Source organism: Lentzea rhizosphaerae (assembly GCF_042649515.1).
GTDB lineage: Bacteria > Actinomycetota > Actinomycetes > Mycobacteriales > Pseudonocardiaceae > Lentzea > Lentzea aerocolonigenes.
Window position 1 is genome coordinate 16376 of the sequence record NZ_JBHRZI010000032.1, and the last position, 18144, is coordinate 34519.

The 18144-nt window shown below is 67.3% G+C and carries 21 protein-coding genes and 2 pseudogenes; 9 read left to right on the forward strand and 14 right to left on the reverse strand.

The genetic code is table 11. The annotated features are described in order from the left end of the window. Window positions 1-260 precede the first annotated feature (260 nt). The gene (locus ACFOWZ_RS36850) at window positions 261-509 is read right to left on the reverse strand and encodes a hypothetical protein (RefSeq protein WP_382378567.1); all 249 of its coding nucleotides are present in this window, start codon (window positions 507-509) and stop codon (window positions 261-263) included. Then, entirely contained in the window at window positions 509-1720 is a 1212-nt protein-coding gene (locus ACFOWZ_RS36855) for a cation:proton antiporter (RefSeq protein ID WP_382378568.1), read from the reverse strand. The genes ACFOWZ_RS36850 and ACFOWZ_RS36855 overlap by 1 nt, the downstream gene beginning before the upstream one ends. A gap of 161 nt (window positions 1721-1881) precedes the next feature. Here ACFOWZ_RS36855 and ACFOWZ_RS36860 point away from each other — a divergent pair, with 161 nt between their 5' ends. From ACFOWZ_RS36860 to ACFOWZ_RS36870, 3 genes are read left to right on the forward strand one after another with little or no spacing between them, the layout of a single operon-like run. Continuing rightward, the gene (locus ACFOWZ_RS36860; protein WP_382378569.1) at window positions 1882-2490 is read left to right on the forward strand and encodes a TetR/AcrR family transcriptional regulator; all 609 of its coding nucleotides are present in this window, start codon (window positions 1882-1884) and stop codon (window positions 2488-2490) included. Then, window positions 2487-3737: a glycosyltransferase gene (locus tag ACFOWZ_RS36865; RefSeq protein ID WP_382378570.1), complete on the forward strand. Its 1251-nt coding sequence runs from the start codon at window positions 2487-2489 to the stop codon at window positions 3735-3737. The genes ACFOWZ_RS36860 and ACFOWZ_RS36865 overlap by 4 nt, the downstream gene beginning before the upstream one ends. Next, window positions 3724-4206, forward strand: a complete 483-nt coding sequence (locus ACFOWZ_RS36870; protein WP_382378571.1) for a DUF6653 family protein — start codon at window positions 3724-3726, stop codon at window positions 4204-4206. The genes ACFOWZ_RS36865 and ACFOWZ_RS36870 overlap by 14 nt, the downstream gene beginning before the upstream one ends. On the opposite strand, the gene ACFOWZ_RS36875 is transcribed toward ACFOWZ_RS36870, so the two are convergent. The 3 genes and pseudogenes from ACFOWZ_RS36875 to ACFOWZ_RS36885 form a co-directional block, all read right to left on the reverse strand. Further along, entirely contained in the window at window positions 4194-4736 is a 543-nt protein-coding gene (locus tag ACFOWZ_RS36875) for an ABC transporter permease (protein ID WP_382378572.1), read from the reverse strand. The genes ACFOWZ_RS36870 and ACFOWZ_RS36875 overlap by 13 nt on opposite strands. A 622-nt stretch (window positions 4737-5358) precedes the next feature. Beyond that, window positions 5359-5880, reverse strand: a pseudogene (locus ACFOWZ_RS36880) (ABC transporter ATP-binding protein); the annotation flags it as partial. Beyond that, entirely contained in the window at window positions 5880-6734 is an 855-nt protein-coding gene (locus ACFOWZ_RS36885) for an SAM-dependent methyltransferase (protein WP_382378573.1), read from the reverse strand. The gene ACFOWZ_RS36885 and the pseudogene ACFOWZ_RS36880, both read right to left, overlap by 1 nt. A gap of 205 nt (window positions 6735-6939) precedes the next feature. Here ACFOWZ_RS36885 and ACFOWZ_RS36890 point away from each other — a divergent pair, with 205 nt between their 5' ends. From ACFOWZ_RS36890 to ACFOWZ_RS36905, 4 genes and pseudogenes are all read left to right on the forward strand, one after another. Continuing rightward, window positions 6940-7956, forward strand: a complete 1017-nt coding sequence (locus tag ACFOWZ_RS36890) for an FAD-dependent oxidoreductase (protein WP_382378574.1) — start codon at window positions 6940-6942, stop codon at window positions 7954-7956. After that, window positions 7944-8120 (forward strand): hypothetical protein, encoded by a 177-nt coding sequence (locus ACFOWZ_RS36895; RefSeq protein ID WP_382378575.1) that lies wholly within the window; start codon window positions 7944-7946, stop codon window positions 8118-8120. Before ACFOWZ_RS36890 ends, ACFOWZ_RS36895 begins: the two co-directional genes overlap by 13 nt. Before the next feature lie 218 nt (window positions 8121-8338). After that, a pseudogene (locus ACFOWZ_RS36900) lies at window positions 8339-8512 on the forward strand (methyltransferase); the annotation flags it as partial. Window positions 8513-8921: 409 nt separating this feature from the next. Beyond that, on the forward strand, window positions 8922-9284 hold the full coding sequence (locus ACFOWZ_RS36905; RefSeq protein ID WP_382378576.1) for an SPW repeat domain-containing protein: 363 nt from the start codon (window positions 8922-8924) through the stop codon (window positions 9282-9284). A 15-nt stretch (window positions 9285-9299) separates the two neighbouring features. On the opposite strand, the gene ACFOWZ_RS36910 is transcribed toward ACFOWZ_RS36905, so the two are convergent. Further along, window positions 9300-9881 carry a hypothetical protein gene (locus tag ACFOWZ_RS36910; RefSeq protein WP_382378577.1) on the reverse strand — a complete coding sequence of 194 codons (582 nt, stop codon included), beginning with the start codon at window positions 9879-9881 and terminating at the stop codon, window positions 9300-9302. A 5-nt stretch (window positions 9882-9886) separates the two neighbouring features. Continuing rightward, entirely contained in the window at window positions 9887-11008 is a 1122-nt protein-coding gene (locus tag ACFOWZ_RS36915) for a phosphatase PAP2 family protein (RefSeq protein WP_382378578.1), read from the reverse strand. A 197-nt stretch (window positions 11009-11205) separates the two neighbouring features. On the opposite strand from ACFOWZ_RS36915, the gene ACFOWZ_RS36920 reads away from it, so the two are divergent. Further along, on the forward strand, window positions 11206-12141 hold the full coding sequence (locus ACFOWZ_RS36920; RefSeq protein WP_382378579.1) for a YihY/virulence factor BrkB family protein: 936 nt from the start codon (window positions 11206-11208) through the stop codon (window positions 12139-12141). A gap of 7 nt (window positions 12142-12148) precedes the next feature. Here ACFOWZ_RS36920 and ACFOWZ_RS36925 read toward each other — a convergent pair whose 3' ends face one another. The 3 genes from ACFOWZ_RS36925 to ACFOWZ_RS36935 all read right to left on the reverse strand — a co-directional run bounded on the left by ACFOWZ_RS36925 (window position 12149) and on the right by ACFOWZ_RS36935 (window position 14832). Next, the gene (locus ACFOWZ_RS36925; protein WP_382378580.1) at window positions 12149-12496 is read right to left on the reverse strand and encodes a hypothetical protein; all 348 of its coding nucleotides are present in this window, start codon (window positions 12494-12496) and stop codon (window positions 12149-12151) included. A gap of 40 nt (window positions 12497-12536) precedes the next feature. After that, window positions 12537-13715 (reverse strand): GDSL-type esterase/lipase family protein, encoded by a 1179-nt coding sequence (locus tag ACFOWZ_RS36930; RefSeq protein WP_382378581.1) that lies wholly within the window; start codon window positions 13713-13715, stop codon window positions 12537-12539. A 679-nt stretch (window positions 13716-14394) separates the two neighbouring features. Continuing rightward, window positions 14395-14832 (reverse strand): STAS domain-containing protein, encoded by a 438-nt coding sequence (locus ACFOWZ_RS36935; protein WP_382378582.1) that lies wholly within the window; start codon window positions 14830-14832, stop codon window positions 14395-14397. Window positions 14833-15145: 313 nt separating this feature from the next. Between ACFOWZ_RS36935 and ACFOWZ_RS36940 the strand changes: the two genes are divergently transcribed. Then, window positions 15146-15664 (forward strand): DUF421 domain-containing protein, encoded by a 519-nt coding sequence (locus ACFOWZ_RS36940; RefSeq protein ID WP_382378583.1) that lies wholly within the window; start codon window positions 15146-15148, stop codon window positions 15662-15664. On the opposite strand, the gene ACFOWZ_RS36945 is transcribed toward ACFOWZ_RS36940, so the two are convergent. The 4 genes from ACFOWZ_RS36945 to ACFOWZ_RS36960 form a co-directional block, all read right to left on the reverse strand. Next, window positions 15597-15911 (reverse strand): hypothetical protein, encoded by a 315-nt coding sequence (locus ACFOWZ_RS36945; RefSeq protein ID WP_382378584.1) that lies wholly within the window; start codon window positions 15909-15911, stop codon window positions 15597-15599. The genes ACFOWZ_RS36940 and ACFOWZ_RS36945 overlap by 68 nt on opposite strands. Continuing rightward, complete coding sequence (locus ACFOWZ_RS36950; protein ID WP_382378585.1) at window positions 15908-16258, reverse strand: DUF1622 domain-containing protein; 351 nt, start codon at window positions 16256-16258, stop codon at window positions 15908-15910. Before ACFOWZ_RS36950 ends, ACFOWZ_RS36945 begins: the two co-directional genes overlap by 4 nt. Before the next feature lie 143 nt (window positions 16259-16401). Continuing rightward, a complete protein-coding gene (locus ACFOWZ_RS36955) occupies window positions 16402-17016 on the reverse strand; it encodes a potassium channel family protein (RefSeq protein ID WP_382378586.1) in 615 nt (204 codons plus the stop codon). Between the two features lie 174 nt (window positions 17017-17190). Then, the gene (locus ACFOWZ_RS36960; RefSeq protein WP_382378587.1) at window positions 17191-17994 is read right to left on the reverse strand and encodes a DUF4142 domain-containing protein; all 804 of its coding nucleotides are present in this window, start codon (window positions 17992-17994) and stop codon (window positions 17191-17193) included. Window positions 17995-18144: the final 150 nt, after the last annotated feature.

Genomic DNA, 18144 nt, shown 5'->3' on the forward strand with positions numbered 1-18144 from the left:
GACAACAACTGCACCCCCACCACGAGGATTGCTGCGGGCAGCCAAGAGGGGCCTGGTGCCAGAGCCAAAGGCGCAACGCCACCGCCGCGATCGCAGCAGGTACCAGCAGAAGCAGTGCCGACCAGACGCCTCCACCGCCGGCCGTTACGACGATCACCGTGCACAGCAACAACTGCAGCGCCGGTAGGACAACGGAGAACATCGTGATGTGCCGCCGGCTGCGTGACCATCGTTCGCGTAGAACCGCTTCCGCGGCCTCGTCAAGGCTCACGCCGACTCCGCTGCCCGCTGTTCTCGGATGGAAGGACGAACCACAGCCACAGCATGCCGACGCCGGTCACTGCCAGACCAAGCGAGTCTGTCCAATGGCCGGCGAACTCGCCGTCGAACCACACCAACGCCCACCCGAGAACCGCGGGGAGCTGTATGTACCAGTAGCGGCGCGGGATCGCGCAGAACGACAGCATCACGAGAGTGGCCCAGACCAGCGTCAGGCTCAGCGGTCCCATCACGGTTGCTTCCGCTCGACCCGTGCCTCGGGCTGGCCTGTGGGCAGTCCGTCCGGTGGCTCAATGCTCAGCGCCTTGGCCACGGGGACGTCGGTCGAGGAGTGCAGCACGATCGACAACGCGATGGTGATCGCCACCAGGTCGAACACGTGCTCGCCAGTTGGAATTCCGGCCTGCAGCACGAGAAGCCCGTAGACGACCGACGCAAAGCCCTTGGGGCCGAACCATGCGGCGACCGAACGTTCGCGTGCGGGTAGCGGTGTGCGCAGCAGCGACAGCATCATCGCCGCCGGCCGCACGAGGAGGATCGCGATGATCGCGACCGCCCAGTCTCCCACGCTCAGGTGCGAGATGCGCTCGGGCGTGATCAGCGCGCCGAAGACGAGCAGGGCGGCGAACTTGGTGATCTCGGACAGCAGATCGCCGAAGTGCTCGAAGTGTTCTGCCGCAACGCGGTCCAGCGTCGCGATGGTCGATCCGGCGGCGAACGCGGCGAGGTAGGGGTTGGCGTGGGTGAGGTGGCAGGTCGCGTACAGCATCACGGCGATCGCCAGCGGGCCGAGGGCTTGCAGCCGAGGTTCGGCGGTGAAGATCCGCAGTCGCCAGGCCAGCACGACGATCGCGGGGATCACGATGCCCAGCGCGAGGCCGGCTGCCAGCTCGATGCCGATCGTGAGGAAGTCGGTGTCGCGGTTCGCCGCCGTGGCGAGGAAGATCAGCACGAATGGCAGCGCCAGGCCGTCGTTGAGGCCGGATTCGACGTTGAGCAGTCGCCGCAGCCGCATCGGCACGTCGGTGCGGCCCACGATGGCGGAGGCGAAGACGGGGTCGGTCGGCGAGAGGATCGCGCCGATCAGGAACGAGGTCGTCCAGTCCAGGCCCGTGAGAAAGTGTGTCGGCACCGCGATGCCGACCATCGTCAGCGGCATCGCGAGACCCAGCGCCCTGCCCGAGAGCCGCCAGCCCTGCTTCAGGTCCGGTAGACCGGCTCGCTGCCCGTCGGTGAACAGAACGGTGAACAGCGCCAGGTCGGCGAGGACGGTGACGAACGCGCTGTTGGACGGGATGTCGACGAGCCCGAGACCGCCTTGGCCGATCAGCGCGCCGGCGAGCAGGAACATCAGCGCCGTCGACAGGATCGTGCGAGCGGCGAGACCGGACAGCGAGACGCTGATCAGCAGGACCACACCGAATGCCAGAACCAGCGCCATCAACGAACTCCGTCCAAGTCGGCCAGGCCCACCACGGGGTCCGTGATGAGCGTTGCCGACCAGACTTCCCGGCGCTCCGCGCGCAAAGATGCCGTAAAGGCTCCCGCAAAGCAAACCGTCAGACCTGGACAGCGACTGAACATCTGTTCAATACTTAGAACATGCGTTCAGCCTCCGATCTGACGGCGCGGGCTCGTATCCGCGACGCGGCACTTGCCCGGTTCGGCACCGACGGGATCGCCGGAACCTCGGTCCGCGCGGTGGCCGCGGATGCCGGGGTCTCGCCGGCTTTGGTCGTGCATCACTTCGGTTCCAAGGAAGGACTCCGGCAGGCGTGCGACGACTACGTCCTCGACTCGATCCGCAGCGGCGGTGAAGCCGGGATCGAGGCGTTGGGCGAGGTTCTGCAGGCGGCGACGCCGGTCCGGCGTTACCTGGCCAGGGCATTACTCGACGACACACCTGCAGCGAGTGCGTTGTTCGCCGAGATCGTCGAACGCACCGAGGCGTGGCTCGCGACCGGAGAGGAGGAAGGCTGGGTGCGCACTTCCGCGGACGCAAGAGCGCGCGCAGTCACCTACGTGTCGTGGTTGTTGGCGCCACTTGTGCTTGGCGACCAGGTCGGTCGTTTGCTGGGCGGTGACCCTGCCGAGACCGCTACCGCTGTGCGCGGTGCACGAGCCGGTCTGGAGATGCTGACCCACGGCCTGTTCGCCGACGACCGCTGGCTGAGCGCATTCACCGCGATCGACGAAAAGAGGCGGCCGTGAAGGCATTGCTCGTCACCCACGGCACACGTGGTGATGTACAACCGTTGCTGGCGCTGGCGGTGGCTCTCCGACAAGCCGGCCATGACGCCTTGCTGACTGCGCCGGAGTCCTTCGCCGACAGCGCCGCCGCGCACGACGTGGACTTCGCACCGCTCGACGAGGGACCGAACCGGCTGCTCCGCGACCCGGCCATGGTGAAGGCGATCGAGAACGGGTACCGCGGTGTCCGAGGCAAGATCACAGCGATCTCCACGATCCGGCGCATCAAGCCGTTGATGGCAGACGTGCTCCGAGATGTCGGCGCGGTCGCACGGTTCTCCGGCGCGGATCTGCTCGTGCACACGCCGAGCGTACCCGCGCAGCACGCGGCCGAATTGCTCGGCGTGCCGGCCGTACTGGCCACGCTGCAACCCGGTTGGGTACCGACATCGGAGTTCCCGTGCCCGATGGTGCCGCTGCCCCGGCTGCCGAGGTTCCTCAACCGCGCCACGTACCTGACGGTGTCGGCCACCCTGCGCGCGTACTCGGGCATCGTCAACGCCTGGCGCGTCAACGACCTCGGCCTGCCACGCGGTGACGGCCCTGGCCACACCGTGGTGTTGCAGGCGTTCAGCTCGCTCGTGACACCGGTCGATCCGAACTGGCCGGATTCTGTGCGCACCGGAGGCTTCTGGTATCTGGCCCGTGCCACGACCTGGACACCCGACGCCGCCTTGAAGGCGTTCCTCGAGGCCGGTCCAGCACCGGTGTACATCGGGTTCGGCAGCATGGCCGGACGTGACGCCGAGCGCACCGGTGACATCGTCACCAAGGCTGTCCGGGCGGCGGGGGTGCGGGCGATCGTCGCAACCGGATGGGGCGGGCTCGCCGCACGCTCGTCCGACGACCTCCTCGTGATCGATCAGGCGCCGCACGACTGGCTGTTCGGCAAGGTCGCCGCGGTGGTACACCACGGCGGCGGAGGAACGACCGCCGCCGCGCTGGCCGCGGGTGTACCGCAGGTCGTCTGCCCATTCGTCGCTGACCAACCCCACTGGGCACAGCGGATGCACGCCATCGGCGTCGCGCCGCAACCACTCCCCCACAAGAACCTCACCGTCGCCTCGCTCACCGAAGCAATCACGCACGCCGCGAACGATCCCGCGATCCGCCAGCGTGCCGCCGAGCTCGGCGAGCAAGTCCGCGCGGAGAACGGTGTCGGCTTCGCGGTGCACGAACTGGAAAGGATCCACAATGGACGTAGCTGACCGCGTGGCGAAGACGTTCGGTATGACCGACGAGGCGTGGCAACGGCACGCCAACCCGTGGAGTGTGTGGACGAGGTTCGCCGCGATCCCCTTGATGCTGCTGGCGATCTGGAGCCGCGCGTGGATCGGCTGGTGGAGTCTCGTGCCGATAGGTGCCGTGGTCATCTGGTTGTTCATCAACCCCAGGGCGTTTCCGCCGGTGCGTGAACCACGGAGCTGGGCAGCACGTGGCATCTACGGCGAACGCGCCTGGCTGCAGGACCGCGATCTAATACCACCGGATCACCGCAAGGTGTTGCGGCTGTTGGTCACCCTCGGCGTCGCCGGATTCGGCATGATCCTCTGGGGCCTGATCGCGCTGGAGGTGTGGCCGACGGTCTTCGGCACGACCCTGGTCGTGGTGGCACAGCTGTGGCGGATCGACCGCTTCGGCTGGCTGTGGGAACGCCACCAAGCTCACCGGTCGTGATCGGCGTTGCGCCACCACAGCGCGGTCGCCGCCACTCCCGCCGCTCCGACCAGCACCACAAGCAGTACGCCGAACAGTCCGGGCGATACCTGATCCGGGCCGGCCAGACCGCTGAACAAGGCCGGTACCGACCTCGGGAAGTACTGGCCGTAGCCGAGCGCGGCGACGACCTGCGCGCAGAACACGGCCGTCATCATCACGCCGACGCCCGGTAGGTATCCCCTGCCGACGCTGGATCTGAGGGCGATCGGCGTGGTGAGCAGCATCGTCATCACCGCGGTCGCTGCGATCATCGCCACGCCCGAAGCCGCCACCTCGCCAGACCAGTCCGGTAGTCCGAGCACCGTGCCGATCAGCAGGCCGAGCAGTACCAGCTGCACGGCCAAAATGAGGCACCACGCCAGTGCCACGACGAACTTCGCCGCGACGATGGCAGTGCGGGAGGTGGGCAGCGCCAGCAGGTCCTTGACGGCGTTCTGGCTGAACTCGCGCCCGAACAGCCACACCGAGACCAGGCCGAACACCAGCATGCCGCCGACCGCGGTGGTCTGGGCGAGGAAAGATGAAGTAGGTCGGCCAATCCGCCTCACCACCGACCAGCGCGGCCTTGGTTCCGATCAAGCCGAGAGACCGGGCACGGTCCTGGTTCTGCAGGATGAACATGAACAGACCGCCCACCGCCGCGGCGACGGTGAACGCGACGGCGGTCACCGTCGGTACGCGGGATCGGCGCGCCTTGAGGACTTCGGTGGCCAGTGCGTTGATCACGACTCCACCACTCGCAGGAAGAAGGTCTCCAGGTCGTCCTGCTCGACGACGAGCCGGATCGGCGGGCAACCCGCGGCGACGAGCACGGTGGCGACCGCATCGGGTTCCCGCACCGCGCGAACAATCGGACAGGACGAGATCGCCGACGTCGGATCTGATCGGGATGAAACCCGCGGCCGTCAACGCGAACGTGGCTGCGTCCAGGTCACGAGCGGAGACGCTGAGCCGCTGACGCAGGTGTGCGGTGAGGTCGCTCGCCTGCAGTTCGCGGACCAGCCGCCCGTGGTGGATGACGCCGATGCGCGTCGCCAGCCGCGCGACCTCGGTGAGGATGTGGCTCGACAACACGACGGTAACCCCGTGCTCCTGGCTCAGTTCGCGCAGCAGGTCGCGGATCTCCGCGACGCCTGCGGGATCCAGGCCGTTCGCGGGCTCGTCGAGGACCAGCAGATCGGGTTGGTGCAGCAGCGCCTTGGCCAGGCCGAGACGTTGCGCGTTGCCCAGCGACAACGTCCGCGCGCTCTGGTCGGCGTAGGCAGTCAGCTTCAGCCTCTCGATGACCTCGTCGACGTGGTGTGATCCACGCAGGGCACGCAGGCGAGCCGCGACCGCCAGGTTCTCCCGCACCGTGAGCTCCGGGTACGCGGCTGGCGTCTCAAGCAGGTAGCCCACCTTCGACCACGCGGCCTGTGCACCAGGCCCGACCGGTGCACCCAGCACGTGAACAGTTCCACTGGTCGGCCGGACCATCCCGAGCAGCATCCGGATCGGCGTGGTCTTGCCGGCGCCGTTGAGGCCGAGCAATCCGTAGATCTCCCCCGCGGTGATGTGGAGGTCGAGCTCGTCCACTGCCACGACGGTGGCGTAGCGCTTGGTCAGTCCTCGCGCCTCGATCACCGGTGCCATCAGCGGGCAACCTTGACGCAACGCACGGTGCGTTCGATCTCGCTCACCGGCAACGAGCGCCCCGAGGACACGACGTACCGCGCGGTGAACTCACGAGGCCCCAGCTGCTCGACCTCCGCCCACCCGTACGGTTCCAGGAATCCCGCCACCTCGTCCGGCAGCAGCCCGAACTTCCACATCCGGCGCTTGGTCACGAACTCGCGGTAGGCCGCCTCTCCGCCGAACAACGCGGTTCCGTCCAGAAAGTCCTTGCGCACGAACGTGAACACCAGCTCGCTGCCCGCAGGCGCCTGCGCGAGAACGTCGAACGTTGCTCGGACAGCGTCCTCGGTGAGGTACTGCGTGACCGCTTCCCAGATGAACAGGGCCGGCACATCCGCGCGGTAGCCGTGGTCAGCGAGCACCGTGTCGAGGTGCTGCGTCTCGAAGTCGAGGGGGACCAGGATGAGGTCGGGTGGAACCTCGCCGAAGATCGCGCGCAACCGGGCGCGCTTGCTCTCGACGTTGGGCGGGAGGTCGACCTCGAACACCCGCCTGCCGCGGGACCGGCAGCCGCGTGTGTCGAACCCGGCACCAAGCACCACGACGACTCCGGCGTCCGAGGCGTCCAGCTGTTCGTCGATGTAGCGCTTGCGGCACAGCATGCTCGCCCACAACCCGGGGATCTTCTTCTCCGTCGCGGCGAACAACGCGTTGCGCACCGGTCGCCAGCGGGCGGCAACCACCGCCATTCGCCCGGAAGCGGGCAGGATGCGCGCCGCGAACTCGTCCCGCACCAGCGGGTGTGCCTCGTGCTGATCCACTGCGGCGATGACCATCGGTCCGATGGCCGTACCGGCGACGGCGGTGTTCATGAAAGCTCCTCGAAGACGGCGTCATTCACGACGCCGACCAGGCTTCCCGGCACACCTGCGGACAGCCTACAACCACACCACGCTCCAAGGTTCGCCGAACCTCAGCCGAGAAGCGGTTTCCGGGACGAACCCGACCGCCTATCCTGAACAGAGGTGTGTCGGGAAGGCTGGTCGGCGTGACGATGTCCTGTGCGAAGGGAAAGTCATGCCCACCAGAAGAGCGCTCGTCGTAGGCGAGGGCACCAGCGGCCTCGCCACCACCTACCGCCTGCTGCGCAGCGACTGGGACGTCACGGTGCTGACCACCGGCGCTCCCCCGCGATTCGACGGCGTTCCCGCAGCTCTCACCGACTTCGGCCTCGGCGCGGCACGCCGGCTGGGACTGTTGCCGGCACTCACCGAACGACGGCAGCCCCGATGCGCTCTCGTCCAGGTCGACAGCACCGGCGTACCGCTCGCGACACACCCCAAGCCTTCTCCACGGCACCCGGTGCTGGGCCGGGACGACGTCGCCGCCGTGTTGAACGACGTCATTGGCAACGCCGCACGCCGGCGCGACGCGCGCGTGCCTGAGCTCGTCGCGGACGATTGCGGTGTCACGGCCACGTTCGCCAACGGCGACGAGGACTGGTTCGACCTGGTCGTGGGTGCCGACGGAGCGTGCTCCGCCATCAGGGACGCAGTCTTCTCCCCTCCTGACGACGATCTGCCGCGCTGGTCGACGCTGTCCGGCCGGATCGAGCTGGCTTCGTCGTGCGCCGTGTCGATGCATCACGCCACCAGATCCCTTCGTCTGCATCCTTTGCGGGACGGGCATTCCGCCGTGTCGTTCGCCTGGCGGCACGCTCTGGACACACCCTGGCAGCAACTGTTCGCAGACCTCGGCTGGCTCGTTCCCGAACTCGTGTCAGTTGTGGACGGTGCACCGGGCAGCGCCTGGGAGCGTACGAACCGATGGGTGCACCGGCGAATCGCGCTGATCGGTGACGCCGCGTGGTACCTCGGACCGCACACGGAGCGCGGCGTCTCGCTCGCACTCGGCGGTGCCGAACTGCTGGGCGACGCGCTGGACATCTTCCCCGACTCCGATCAGGCTCTGAGCTGGTGGGAACGCACACTGCGCCCGTACGTACGGCGCGCACAGACCAGGGCCCGAGAACTCGGCGACCGGGAGGTCGCGTGGGGCTCACCGAACACGAGAAGCGCGAATTGGACGCGATAGAACAACACTTCGCTGAGGACGACCCCGCCTTCGTCACGAAGCTGACCAAACCGTCGTGGCGCGTGCGGCTGTCCGGCCCTGCTCTGTGCGTGGTGGGCCGGCTGGCGTCCAACCTGGCCAGCCTGGCGCTCTTGGTACCGCACCAGGCAGGTCCGTCCGGGTGAGAACCCGTGCCGGAACGAGACGGAAGCTACCGCTGGCAGTTTTCGCGAGGTATGCCTTTGCGTCATGCAGACCAGGAAGGCAGCACTCGGCTCCGCCGCGTTCTTCGTGCTGGCACCAGGTGGCGTCGCCGGCGTCATCCCCTGGCTACTCACGCGCTTGCAGATGCGTCACCGAGGGCCTCGGCACGCCCGAACCTGTTGCGCCGCCGGACCGGCTGATGGTGGGAGGGCTCCACCGGCACGTGCGCAACCCGATGTACCTGGCGGTCCTTTCGCTCATCCTCGGGCAGGCACTCCTGTTCGGACAGTGGATCCTGCTGCCTTACGCCGCGATCGTCAGCCTGACGTTCGCCGCGATGGTCCACTGGCATGAGGAACCCGTGTTCCGACGCGACTTCGGCACCCAGTACGACACCTACCGCGCCGCAGTGCCTGGCTGGTGGCCGCGGTTGCGTCCTTGGCGCCAGACCTCACCCGCACGCGGCGCTGTACCTCACCCGGCGTCGTTCCCATCACAGATCGGCAACACCCTCGGCTCTCGTCGCACAGGCCGTTTCCGCTGCACCGCATCGGGAACGCTCTGGGGAATCCCTGACTCGACGGGAGGCTGTGATGGTTCGATGGTTCTCACGCACTTGGCAGGACCGGGGCAACGACTCCGCCATCCCGAAGGAGAAGCTCGGTACCTCGGTGATCGGACCTGGCGGCGGAGCGAGTACCGGTTCGGGCTTCAACTATCCGTACGGAGCACCGGCAACACATCCTCGGTGGACGCCGCCGGGCGCCCGTGGGGTCAGTGCGGTGTCATTCCTTGCCGGGATCTGGTTGTTGCTGGCTCCGTTCGCGCTCAACTACGCACCGGCCGCCGAAGGACTGGGCGCGTACTGGAACGACCTGGGTCTCGGCACCGTGATCGCGGTACTCGCCTTGGTCCGGGTGGTGGCACCGCAACGAGTGCCGTGGCTGAGCGCTGTCAACGCCGTGCTCGGTGCCTGGCTGGTCGCGTCGCCGTTCGTGCTCGACTACCACGCGCGTGCCTACGCGTACGAAGCTACGGGCAACGACGTAGCCGTGGGGCTGCTCGTCTTCGTGATGGCGGTGGTGAGTGCCGCGACGACGTATCAGCACCCCGAACGGCGGAGGCAAAGCGAGTCCGGAATGTGACGCAGCGAGGTGCGGCTACTGGCGAGGGAACGAGGCACGTCCGTTGGCCAGCCAGACCATCAGTACGAGGCCCGCGAGCAGGGAGCCGAGGGTGTCCATAGCCAGGTCGGCGATGGTGTCGCTGTAACCGACGCCGATGCGGACGCCCGCCACGATTTCGGCGAACCACTCGTAGAACTCCCAGACCACACCCAGGGCAAGGCCCACGACCGCGGTGAGGAACACCACTGCGGCGCGGCTCTGGTGTCGTTGGGGCGGTAGCAGCGGGGTGCGCAGCAGCAAAAGATAGGTCGTGGCGGCGAGCGCACCGGTGCAGACGCAGTGCAGCACCCAGTCCAGCCAGGTGATCTGGCGGTACCAGTGGAACAGCGACGCCGCCGTGGCGAGCGGAAGCAGGACGCAGACCGCGAGATCGAAGGGACGAGGTAGACCGGCCAGCCTGGGCGCCAGCAGGATCACGAAGACCAGGCCGAGCCGGATGGCACCCTCGACCTGGTCTGACAGCACGGTGAACACAGCCGCCGCCAGCACAGCGACACGCAACACGTCGGCAACGATTCCTGCCGTCCGCAGGGCGGCGTTGGTCGTGGTGGGCACGAGATTCACGCTCCTGGGCAGGGCGACAGCCGGGGACCGTCGGTGGTCGGCGGATTGTCGGTAGTGGCGAGAAACAGGGTGACCTCGCCCACGAGCACGACAGTCAGGAAGAGCACCGGTCGCCAGCTGCGGGTGATCGCGAGCGCGAGAGGGCCCATGACCAACGCTGCGGCCACGACTCCGCGTGTGCTGCCGATCCGACTCGCGTAGGAGTTGAAGGTGTCCAGCAGGGCGGTGCGATGGTCAGCCAGCCATGTCACCACGGCGTGGTCCCAGGCCAGCGGCACTGGCCCCTCACTGTCGGCGCTCACCAGCAGGCCCGCGCCATAGAGCAGGCCGAGCAGCAGCACCCAGGCGGTGACGAGCTCGGCGCTACCGCGCCAGGGATGCGGAAGAGTGGGCGGATGCCTGCGCGGCACCGGCCGCAGCTCGGATTCCGCCTCAGGTGCGAGTCCGCTCGACAGCGGCGCGACCTCCACGCCGGGTGCACGGCCCCAGCGCCGGAAAGCGATCGCGGTGATCCCCAGCCACAGCAGCCCCAGCAGCCAGCCCGCGATCACGTCGCTGAGGAAATGCACGCCCAGCGCCATCCGGGAGAAGCCCACCGCGACAACCACGACACCGACCAGTGATGCGAACAACCAGCGCGCGGATCTCCGCACAACGGGAAGGAAAATCAGCAGGAGGACACCGTAGGACACCAGTGACCCCATCGAGTGTCCGCTGGGAAAGCTCGTGCCGGTGGTGGCAGCGACCGGGAAGTCCACCACGGGCCGAAGCCTGCCGACGAGCGCCTTGACCACACCGTTGAGCACCAGCGCGCCGAGCGCGGTGATCACGGCACAGGCGGCGAGCCGCGGCTGACGGCGGATCAGCAACCAAACCGCACCGACGGTCACCACCCACAGCAACATCCCTGTGCCGCCCAGGTCGGTGACAGCAGTCAGCGCCCTGACCAGAATGTCGTTGTCGGCCACGAGATAGTTGAGGCCGTCGACGATCGCGACATCCAGCTCGTGCAACGGTTGCCATCGCAGGTGGACCAGCGTGAGCAGCAGCCCGAAGCCCATTCCCGCCGCAGTGACGAGGACCAGACCGAGGATTGTGCCGAGCGCGAGACGTTCCACACGCGACACCGCGTCCGATGTGGATCCGTTTGGCACAGTCGTCCCCGTCAGCTGATCGTGACCTCGCGGTCGGCGAGTTGTTCCGTAGTGGGCTACCCACAGACGTAGCGACTATCGGTGCCTGCTGCGGAATCTCGCGAGTGCGCAACAGCGGGGGCGACCGGATTACCGCTGTGTTGAACGGGAACACCAGCTCCATGAGCGGACCAGCCACGCGCGGGCCACTGTTTTCCGTTGTGCGTGACCGTCTCCGGCACCTTCGCGAGTCGGTGGGACAGACTCCCGTGCCAGGTTGGTGGGACGTCGTCAAACGTGTGCCAGAGGCGGTGTCGGCTGACCGGTTGCCGTTGGTCGCTGCTGGGGTCGCCTTCTTCGTCATGCTCGCGCTGGCGCCCACGATGATCGCGTTGCTCACGGTGTACGCACTCGTCGCGGACCCGGAACACGTGCGGGATCAGCTCGCACCCCTTCTCCGCGTGGTACCAGGAGAAGCGGGCGATCTCGTGGTGCAGCAGCTGCGTGCGGCGGCTGAGATCGACGTCAGCGGGTTGACCACGGGACTGGCGGTCAGTGCTGCCACGGTGTTGTGGAGCATGTCCAATGCCGTGCGATGGCTCATCGCGGGACTCAACATCGCCCACGGCGTCAGGGAGACGCGCGGGTTCTTCCACCTGCGCGGGCTGGCGCTGCTGTTCGCGATCGGAGCGTTGGTCGTGGTGGCGGTCGGGCTCGCGGTGGTGGCGGCGGTTCCCGTTGTCCTCGAAGTTATCGGGGTCGACTCGTTCACGCGGGTCGTGGTCAACCTGGTGCGATGGGCTGGAGGTGTCGTTCTGGTGGCACTGGCGCTGGCCGTGGTGTACCGGTTCGGTCCCAACCGCGGCAGAACCGGCTGGCACTGGGTGACCGCCGGCAGCGCGGTCGCGGTGGTCGTGTGGCTGGCTGGATCAGCCGGTTTCGCCCTGTACCTGACCTACTCCTCCGGTTACCACCGGACCTACGGGACCCTGGCCGGAGTCGCGGTGCTGTTGTTGTGGCTGTACCTGTCGTCGTTCGCGGTCCTGCTCGGCGCGGAGCTCGACGCCGAGATCGAAAAGGATCGGAACGACGGCGGCTCAGATCGTCCCGCTCACTAGACCGGCCTCACCTCCTGTCGCGCGAGTGTCGCCTCATGTAGACCAGAAGTCCGACGACAACCACCGCCGTCACGGCGGCGACGAGTGCGATGTAAGCCTGATTGGGGCCGCGTTCTATCGCGGTCCACAGCATGCCGCACAGCAGGGCGACGCTGATCCACCCTGCCGTGACCTTGGCCGGGTAGAGCGCTTCGTTCTGGCGCCGCTGAGAACGGCTCTTCCTGGCCATGTCCTTGCTTCCTTTCGCTACGGACGTCGGGAATGCGCCCTCGGCAAGCGGGTTGGCGATCATCAGGTGCGCGTTCGAGGCACGCTGGGGGCCCGCGCGGCCCTCTCCTGCTGCTTGGGGTGCCATCGCGCTCCTCCTCACTGCTCTGCTCAGAACAAGCGGTTCGTCATCGTGTCGTCGGCGGGACGGTTAGCTCGTGCTGTAACGCCTGCTGATCGGCGAGAGCGATGGCGAGCTGACCGGCAGCCGTCGGATGGAACGGCGCCGCCGCATTCACGTCCTGGACGTACGGTTGCGGGTCGCACAGCCCGTGACCGGTGAAGTCCGGCCGGACCGGCGTCGCCCCAGCCGCTTCGGCTCCCCTGCGCAGCACCTCGTTGAGCGAGTGCAGCAAGGCGAGGAGCGACTTCTGCATGGCCGGCGTGAGCCCATGCTCGGCCAGGCAGTCCTGGCTCCCTCCGAACGGGTCGAAGTAGAGGTTGATCAAAATCTGTGGATGAACGGGAAGCGCCCTCAGTCGCAACAGCAGTTGCTCGTAGTTCAAGCTGAACTCCGCGAGCTGCTGTTGGAAGTAGGCTGTGGACGCGTTGTTGTCACAGCTCGGCGTGACCGCGCACAACCGGAGCAACGACGACCAGCCCACATCGTTCGCGCCTATGCTGACGATGACCACCTGGGCCCGCTCGCTTTTCTTCGCGACCGCGAGCTGCGGCGGCACCACCACATCCCCCAGCTGCTGCGATCCGGCGACGCCCGCAGTGATCGTGGCGCCGCCGCAGGCCAAGTTGACCACTCGCCAGCGGTTGACGGCGGCGAGTTTCGCGGCGAACGCGTCCGCGCTGCGCCCACACGCACGGGCCTGCGCGGTCGGCTCGGCAACGGCCGGCAGACCCGCTCCTGTCGCGACCGAGACTCCCAGCACCAGTGCGTCCACCGCGCCGAGCTCAGGTTCTGCCGCTGGCGGAACACCGGGCAACGGGGTCCTCCCGACCAGAGCTGCAAGGGAGTCGACCTCGCGCAGCCGGTCTTGAGCCGTGCGTGCTCCGATCATCACTGCACCCACGTTGACAGCTTCGACGCACAGCAGGCTGGCCAACAGCACGACAACCGTGCGTCTGCGGGACAACCGCATCCAGCCGACAACAGCACCGGCCAACAGAAGTGCGAACACTCCCGCGATCAGCGTCTGCAGCAAGAAATACCGCTTCCAGCCCACCGCGAGTGCCCGCCCCAACGCGTTCACCGAGTCTTCCGCCTCGCGCGAGGCGACGAAGTTTGCGATCTCGCTGTTCAGCGTGATGCGGCTGAGGGCGAGCCGAGGGCGAACTGGTCCGTCGAAGTGCACCGAGGTGCTCAGCCGTTGGCCGAACAGGTTCAGCTCCCCAGGTCCTGACGGCGTGAGCGACGCAACCGCACCGACCCGCACCGTCTGCCCGGCCACGGACACCGGCTGCATCGGTGTGACCGTCAGCGACACGGCGACCGCCGCCACGACGACGACAGCGATCACCGCCACCGCCACCGCCCGCTCACCCCAACGTTTCACCCCGACTCCCCGGCCTCTGCTCCGCTCATTCCCTTCGCCTGACCGGGTTTCACCCGCAGACGACACCAACCACGTGCGGGGTCAGTTGCAGGTGGATCGAGACCTGTCGAGGCCACGTGCGGTGTTCACCGGACGGGCAGAAGTGCTTCCGTTACCTGGTGTGGCCACGCCGCCTCCTGTGATCACCGGCTTTCCGCGTCATGCCACCGATTCCTGACCGGGCGTCATGGGCGAAACCTGACTTCGTGCGACAGGCGCCGAGTACCGCCAGTGCGCCCATCCACTCCAGCCGGCCCTCGATCGCAGCAGGATCGTGACTTCGGTATCGATACGCGCACGAAGTCCGGAGCGTCGCTCGTTTCATTCCCTCAGCTGTGTCCGAGAGGGCAATGCGCGGGGACACGAGACCAGGTCAAAGCCGTCGACGCCGCCGAACGCGGTGGGACGCCACCGGCAAAGTCAACACCAAGCCGGTCGTTCAACTGCGGTCGCTGAAGCGAGAACAATCACCCACGAAGTCGAAGTGCTCGCGGAGGCCCGCCGCGTCGAACACCCGATCGACGGCGCCGCACCCCGTCAGTGACATCGCAATACCGCGTGCACGTGCACAGGTGTGGGCTGCCACCAGTACGTTCAGGCCACTTGCCGACAGGAACGTGAGCCCTGACAGGTCGAGGACCACCTGCCGCAGATCTTGGCTGAGATGTTGGTCCAGTCGTTCAGCGAGCAGAAACGTGGTCAACATGTCGACCTCGCCGTCGAGCTGCACGACCAACCGCCTGGGGCCGGCTCTCCTGCTGCGCACCTGCAACACCCGGCAGGCTGCGACGGCGCAATCGGGCTCCGGCGAGACTGTCCACGGCATCTCGTGCTCCACGAGATCGAGAAGTGGTCGCATGTCGCGCTTTCCGATCAACTCCCTGGAGGATCTCATCCGACAGGTTCACCGTACTCACGCTCGCATTCCCTCTTCCTTTCGTTTGCACAAAGTTTGTGCGATGCATGAGTCTCGATTGCTCGATCTTCTGGCTCGCCGCTTCCCCGCTGGTGGTGTGGTGCATATCCAGAGCGGGCAAGGGTAGCCCGACTTCATGGCGGAGCAACGTGGAAACCAGACCTCCAACACACCTCAGATCAGTGAGTCCGAGCTCGTGCAGGAAGGGTACAAGATTCCGAAGTGCCCCAACGGGCACAGCACCTTCGAGCGCAGGACTGACGAGCCGTAGCCCATGTTCTTCGACTCCTGGAGTGGGCTGCTCCGCGTGGTGGTCATCGGTCTGTGCGTCTACGTGACGTTGGTGGTGGCGCTTCGGCTGTCGGGCAAGCGGACGTTGGCCAAGATGAACGCTTTCGACCTCGTGGTGACGGTGGCGCTGGGCTCCACGCTCGCCACCGTTCTGCTCAGTTCCGAGGTGGCGTTGGCCGAAGGCGCGCTGGGTCTGGTGCTGCTGATCGGCGCGCAGTACGCCGTTGCCTGGACTTCGGTGCGGTGGCGGCCGTTCCGTGCTGCGGTGAAGTCGACCCCGACGCTGCTGGTGTGGCAGGGACGGTTGCGCGACCGGGCGCTGCGCGAGCAGCGCGTCAGCCGGGCGGAGGTGCTGCAGGCGGTGCGCTCGCAGTCGCTGGGCGGGCTGGACCAGGTGGCGGCCGTCGTGCTGGAGACCGACGGGTCGTTCAGCGTCATTCCCGCGAACTCGGCCGGTGACCTCGGTGCGCTCGACGACGTGCCGGACGTCCACCGGGAATGAGCGCCCCTCGAACACCGCCCGGACCGCCGCCGAGGGTCGAGGACATCACCAGTCTCCGGATCAGGACGACCGCGGCGGCGACAGCGATCTGCTGCCAGCTGAGCCCGAACGACAGGTGCACCAGGCCGGCGGCCAGCAGCAGGTCGAGCAGGACACGCAGTGCCGCCCGGCCGGACCTGCCGGTGACCAGTGCCACCGCCGCCGAGATGAAGGCGCACGCGACGATCAGCGGAATGAGCACCGTCACGACGGTGTCCGCTCATCTCCCGGCCCACGTTCGGAAACCTGCTTCTGCTCCTCGGCGATCTCACGGCCCAGGAAGTAGTTCAGCGCGGTCCGGATCGCGGCGATCGCCGCCAGCTGACCGATCTGGGTGAAGGTGGGAGCGATCGCGGTGCGCAGGATGTCGCCCGCGAGCTGGAACTCAAGGCCCAGCGCCAGGAACCTGCCCAGCATCAGCCGGATGGGTGTGAAGACCGCCGCGTCGCGCTGCCGCACACCGTCGACGACGAACCTGATCGCCGCCCACAGGGCACCCAGCACGATCACGGCCGCACCGGCCGCCTCCACGACCCGCACAAGCACATCGATCACCGCACGAAGGCTCTCCTCACCCATGCGCCGGTGGCTACCCGCGACCAGTGGGAGCAAACAGGCCCGCCATCGCGGACGACCTCGTTAAACGGCGATCATCGGTGATGGAGCCGAGGATGTCGATCTCCACGTGCTGGATCCGGTCAATCGCCCACCGAAGTGCTGCTCAGCACCACCAGCCTGTCGTCACCGCGCAGCTCGCCGACCGCCGGGTCCTCGACCCAGATCCGCTCACCGTCCCGCACAACGGCCAGCACGTCGTTGCCGCACTCCAGGGGCGAACTGCCGACCTCGTCCGGCATCACCGGGCGTTCCGCCACAGCCCACGCCAGATCGGGCAGCTCCTCGTACGGAAGGCTTTCGATCTTGAGCGCCCACTCGCCGACCCGGTCTGCAACGATAACGTGGTCAGCACCGAGGTACTCGACGAGCTCGTGCAGCTCTGTGCTGCGCACCAAAGTGGTGATCGTGGCGGTCTCGTTCAGGCTGCGCACGACCGAGGTGATGCGCAGGGCCAAGGCGTCGTCGACGACGGCAACGACGATGTGGTCCGAGTTCTGCACGCCGGCCGACCACAGCACGTCCAGGCGCCAGCCCTCACCGGCCACTGCGTGCACACCGTCCACTCCGGCCTGCGCGACGCGCTCCGGATCAGTGTCGATGACGGTGAAGTCCGTCGCATGCCCTCCGGCGAACAACGCACTCAGAACGACGCGACCGCGGGCGCTGTAGCCGATGAGCACGGCGTGAGAGCGCATCCAACGTTCCCCATCTTGCGCGGGCGGGTACCGGCCGCCGATCCTTCCGGCCGGTACCCGGATCTCCCCGTGGTGGTTTGGCGCGGACGCTCGCCCCGACCGGTTCGCGTCCGCCTCCGCCAGTCTGCCGGAAGCCCGCACTGTGCAACCTTGCGAGGCCCTTTCGATGAGATCTCATTGTCGTTTCGAACGCGAGGCGCGCGGACGTCCACCGGTCCACAGGTAGATCCCGCCCACCACGACGGCCATCACGAGGACTCCGAGCAATACGTCGGTGCCGCCGCTGTCGTTGTCCTGGGCGAGGTTCTGGGTCCTGGGCACGTTCGGCACGGCCTGGGGAACAGCGGCAGCGGGCGCCGAACTGGTCGGCTTGACCGGTGCGGCCGCGAGCGCGGCGAGCGGAATCGCTTCCGTGTCGGTGAAATCGACCATGCCGGTCGCTTCGAGGACCTGGATGTGGTCGAGCACGACTTCCATGCACCGCTTGGCGAAGTCTCGGATGAGAGTGTTGCGGGTGCCGGTGCGAACGACCGCGAGGAACTTGTACACACCGCCGTGCGCCGCACGCAGACGGTTGGCGAAGATGCGGTCGAACTCGACGCTTCCCGCAGGGGCGTTCGTCATTTCGGCGATCCAGCCCTGCTGGTCGGCGTTGGCCTCGCTGGGCAGCTGGACGTTCAGCGTGCGGCCCAGCTCGAGAACCTTGGCGTCCAGTTCGGCGTGCCCGTCGATCAGATGCCGTCCGGCTTCCTTGACGAGCGGGTTGGCGGACTTCTGCAGCCCCAGCCGCCCGGCAGGCCCCTCCCACAGTCCGGCCAGTCGTACCTTCACGAGCATGTCTTTGCCCGCGGGTCCCATCGGGCCGAACTGGGTCTGCGTGTACTCCGGCCCGAAGTCGGGCTGCGCGGACGCCTGCGGGACCGCGAGCAAACAGATGACCGCGAGCGCCGTCACCACCTGGGCGAGACGTGTGAGCACTGTGGATCTCCCTCCGCGTACAGCGGCGAACGTGTGTGCTGACACGGAGGGATACGGACGATTCGGGCAGCCGCGATTATTGCACTGTGCAAGCGTTACCTAGTCGTTACCAACGCAGACGGTGCAGTAGTGCGGACCCAGCGGGCGGTC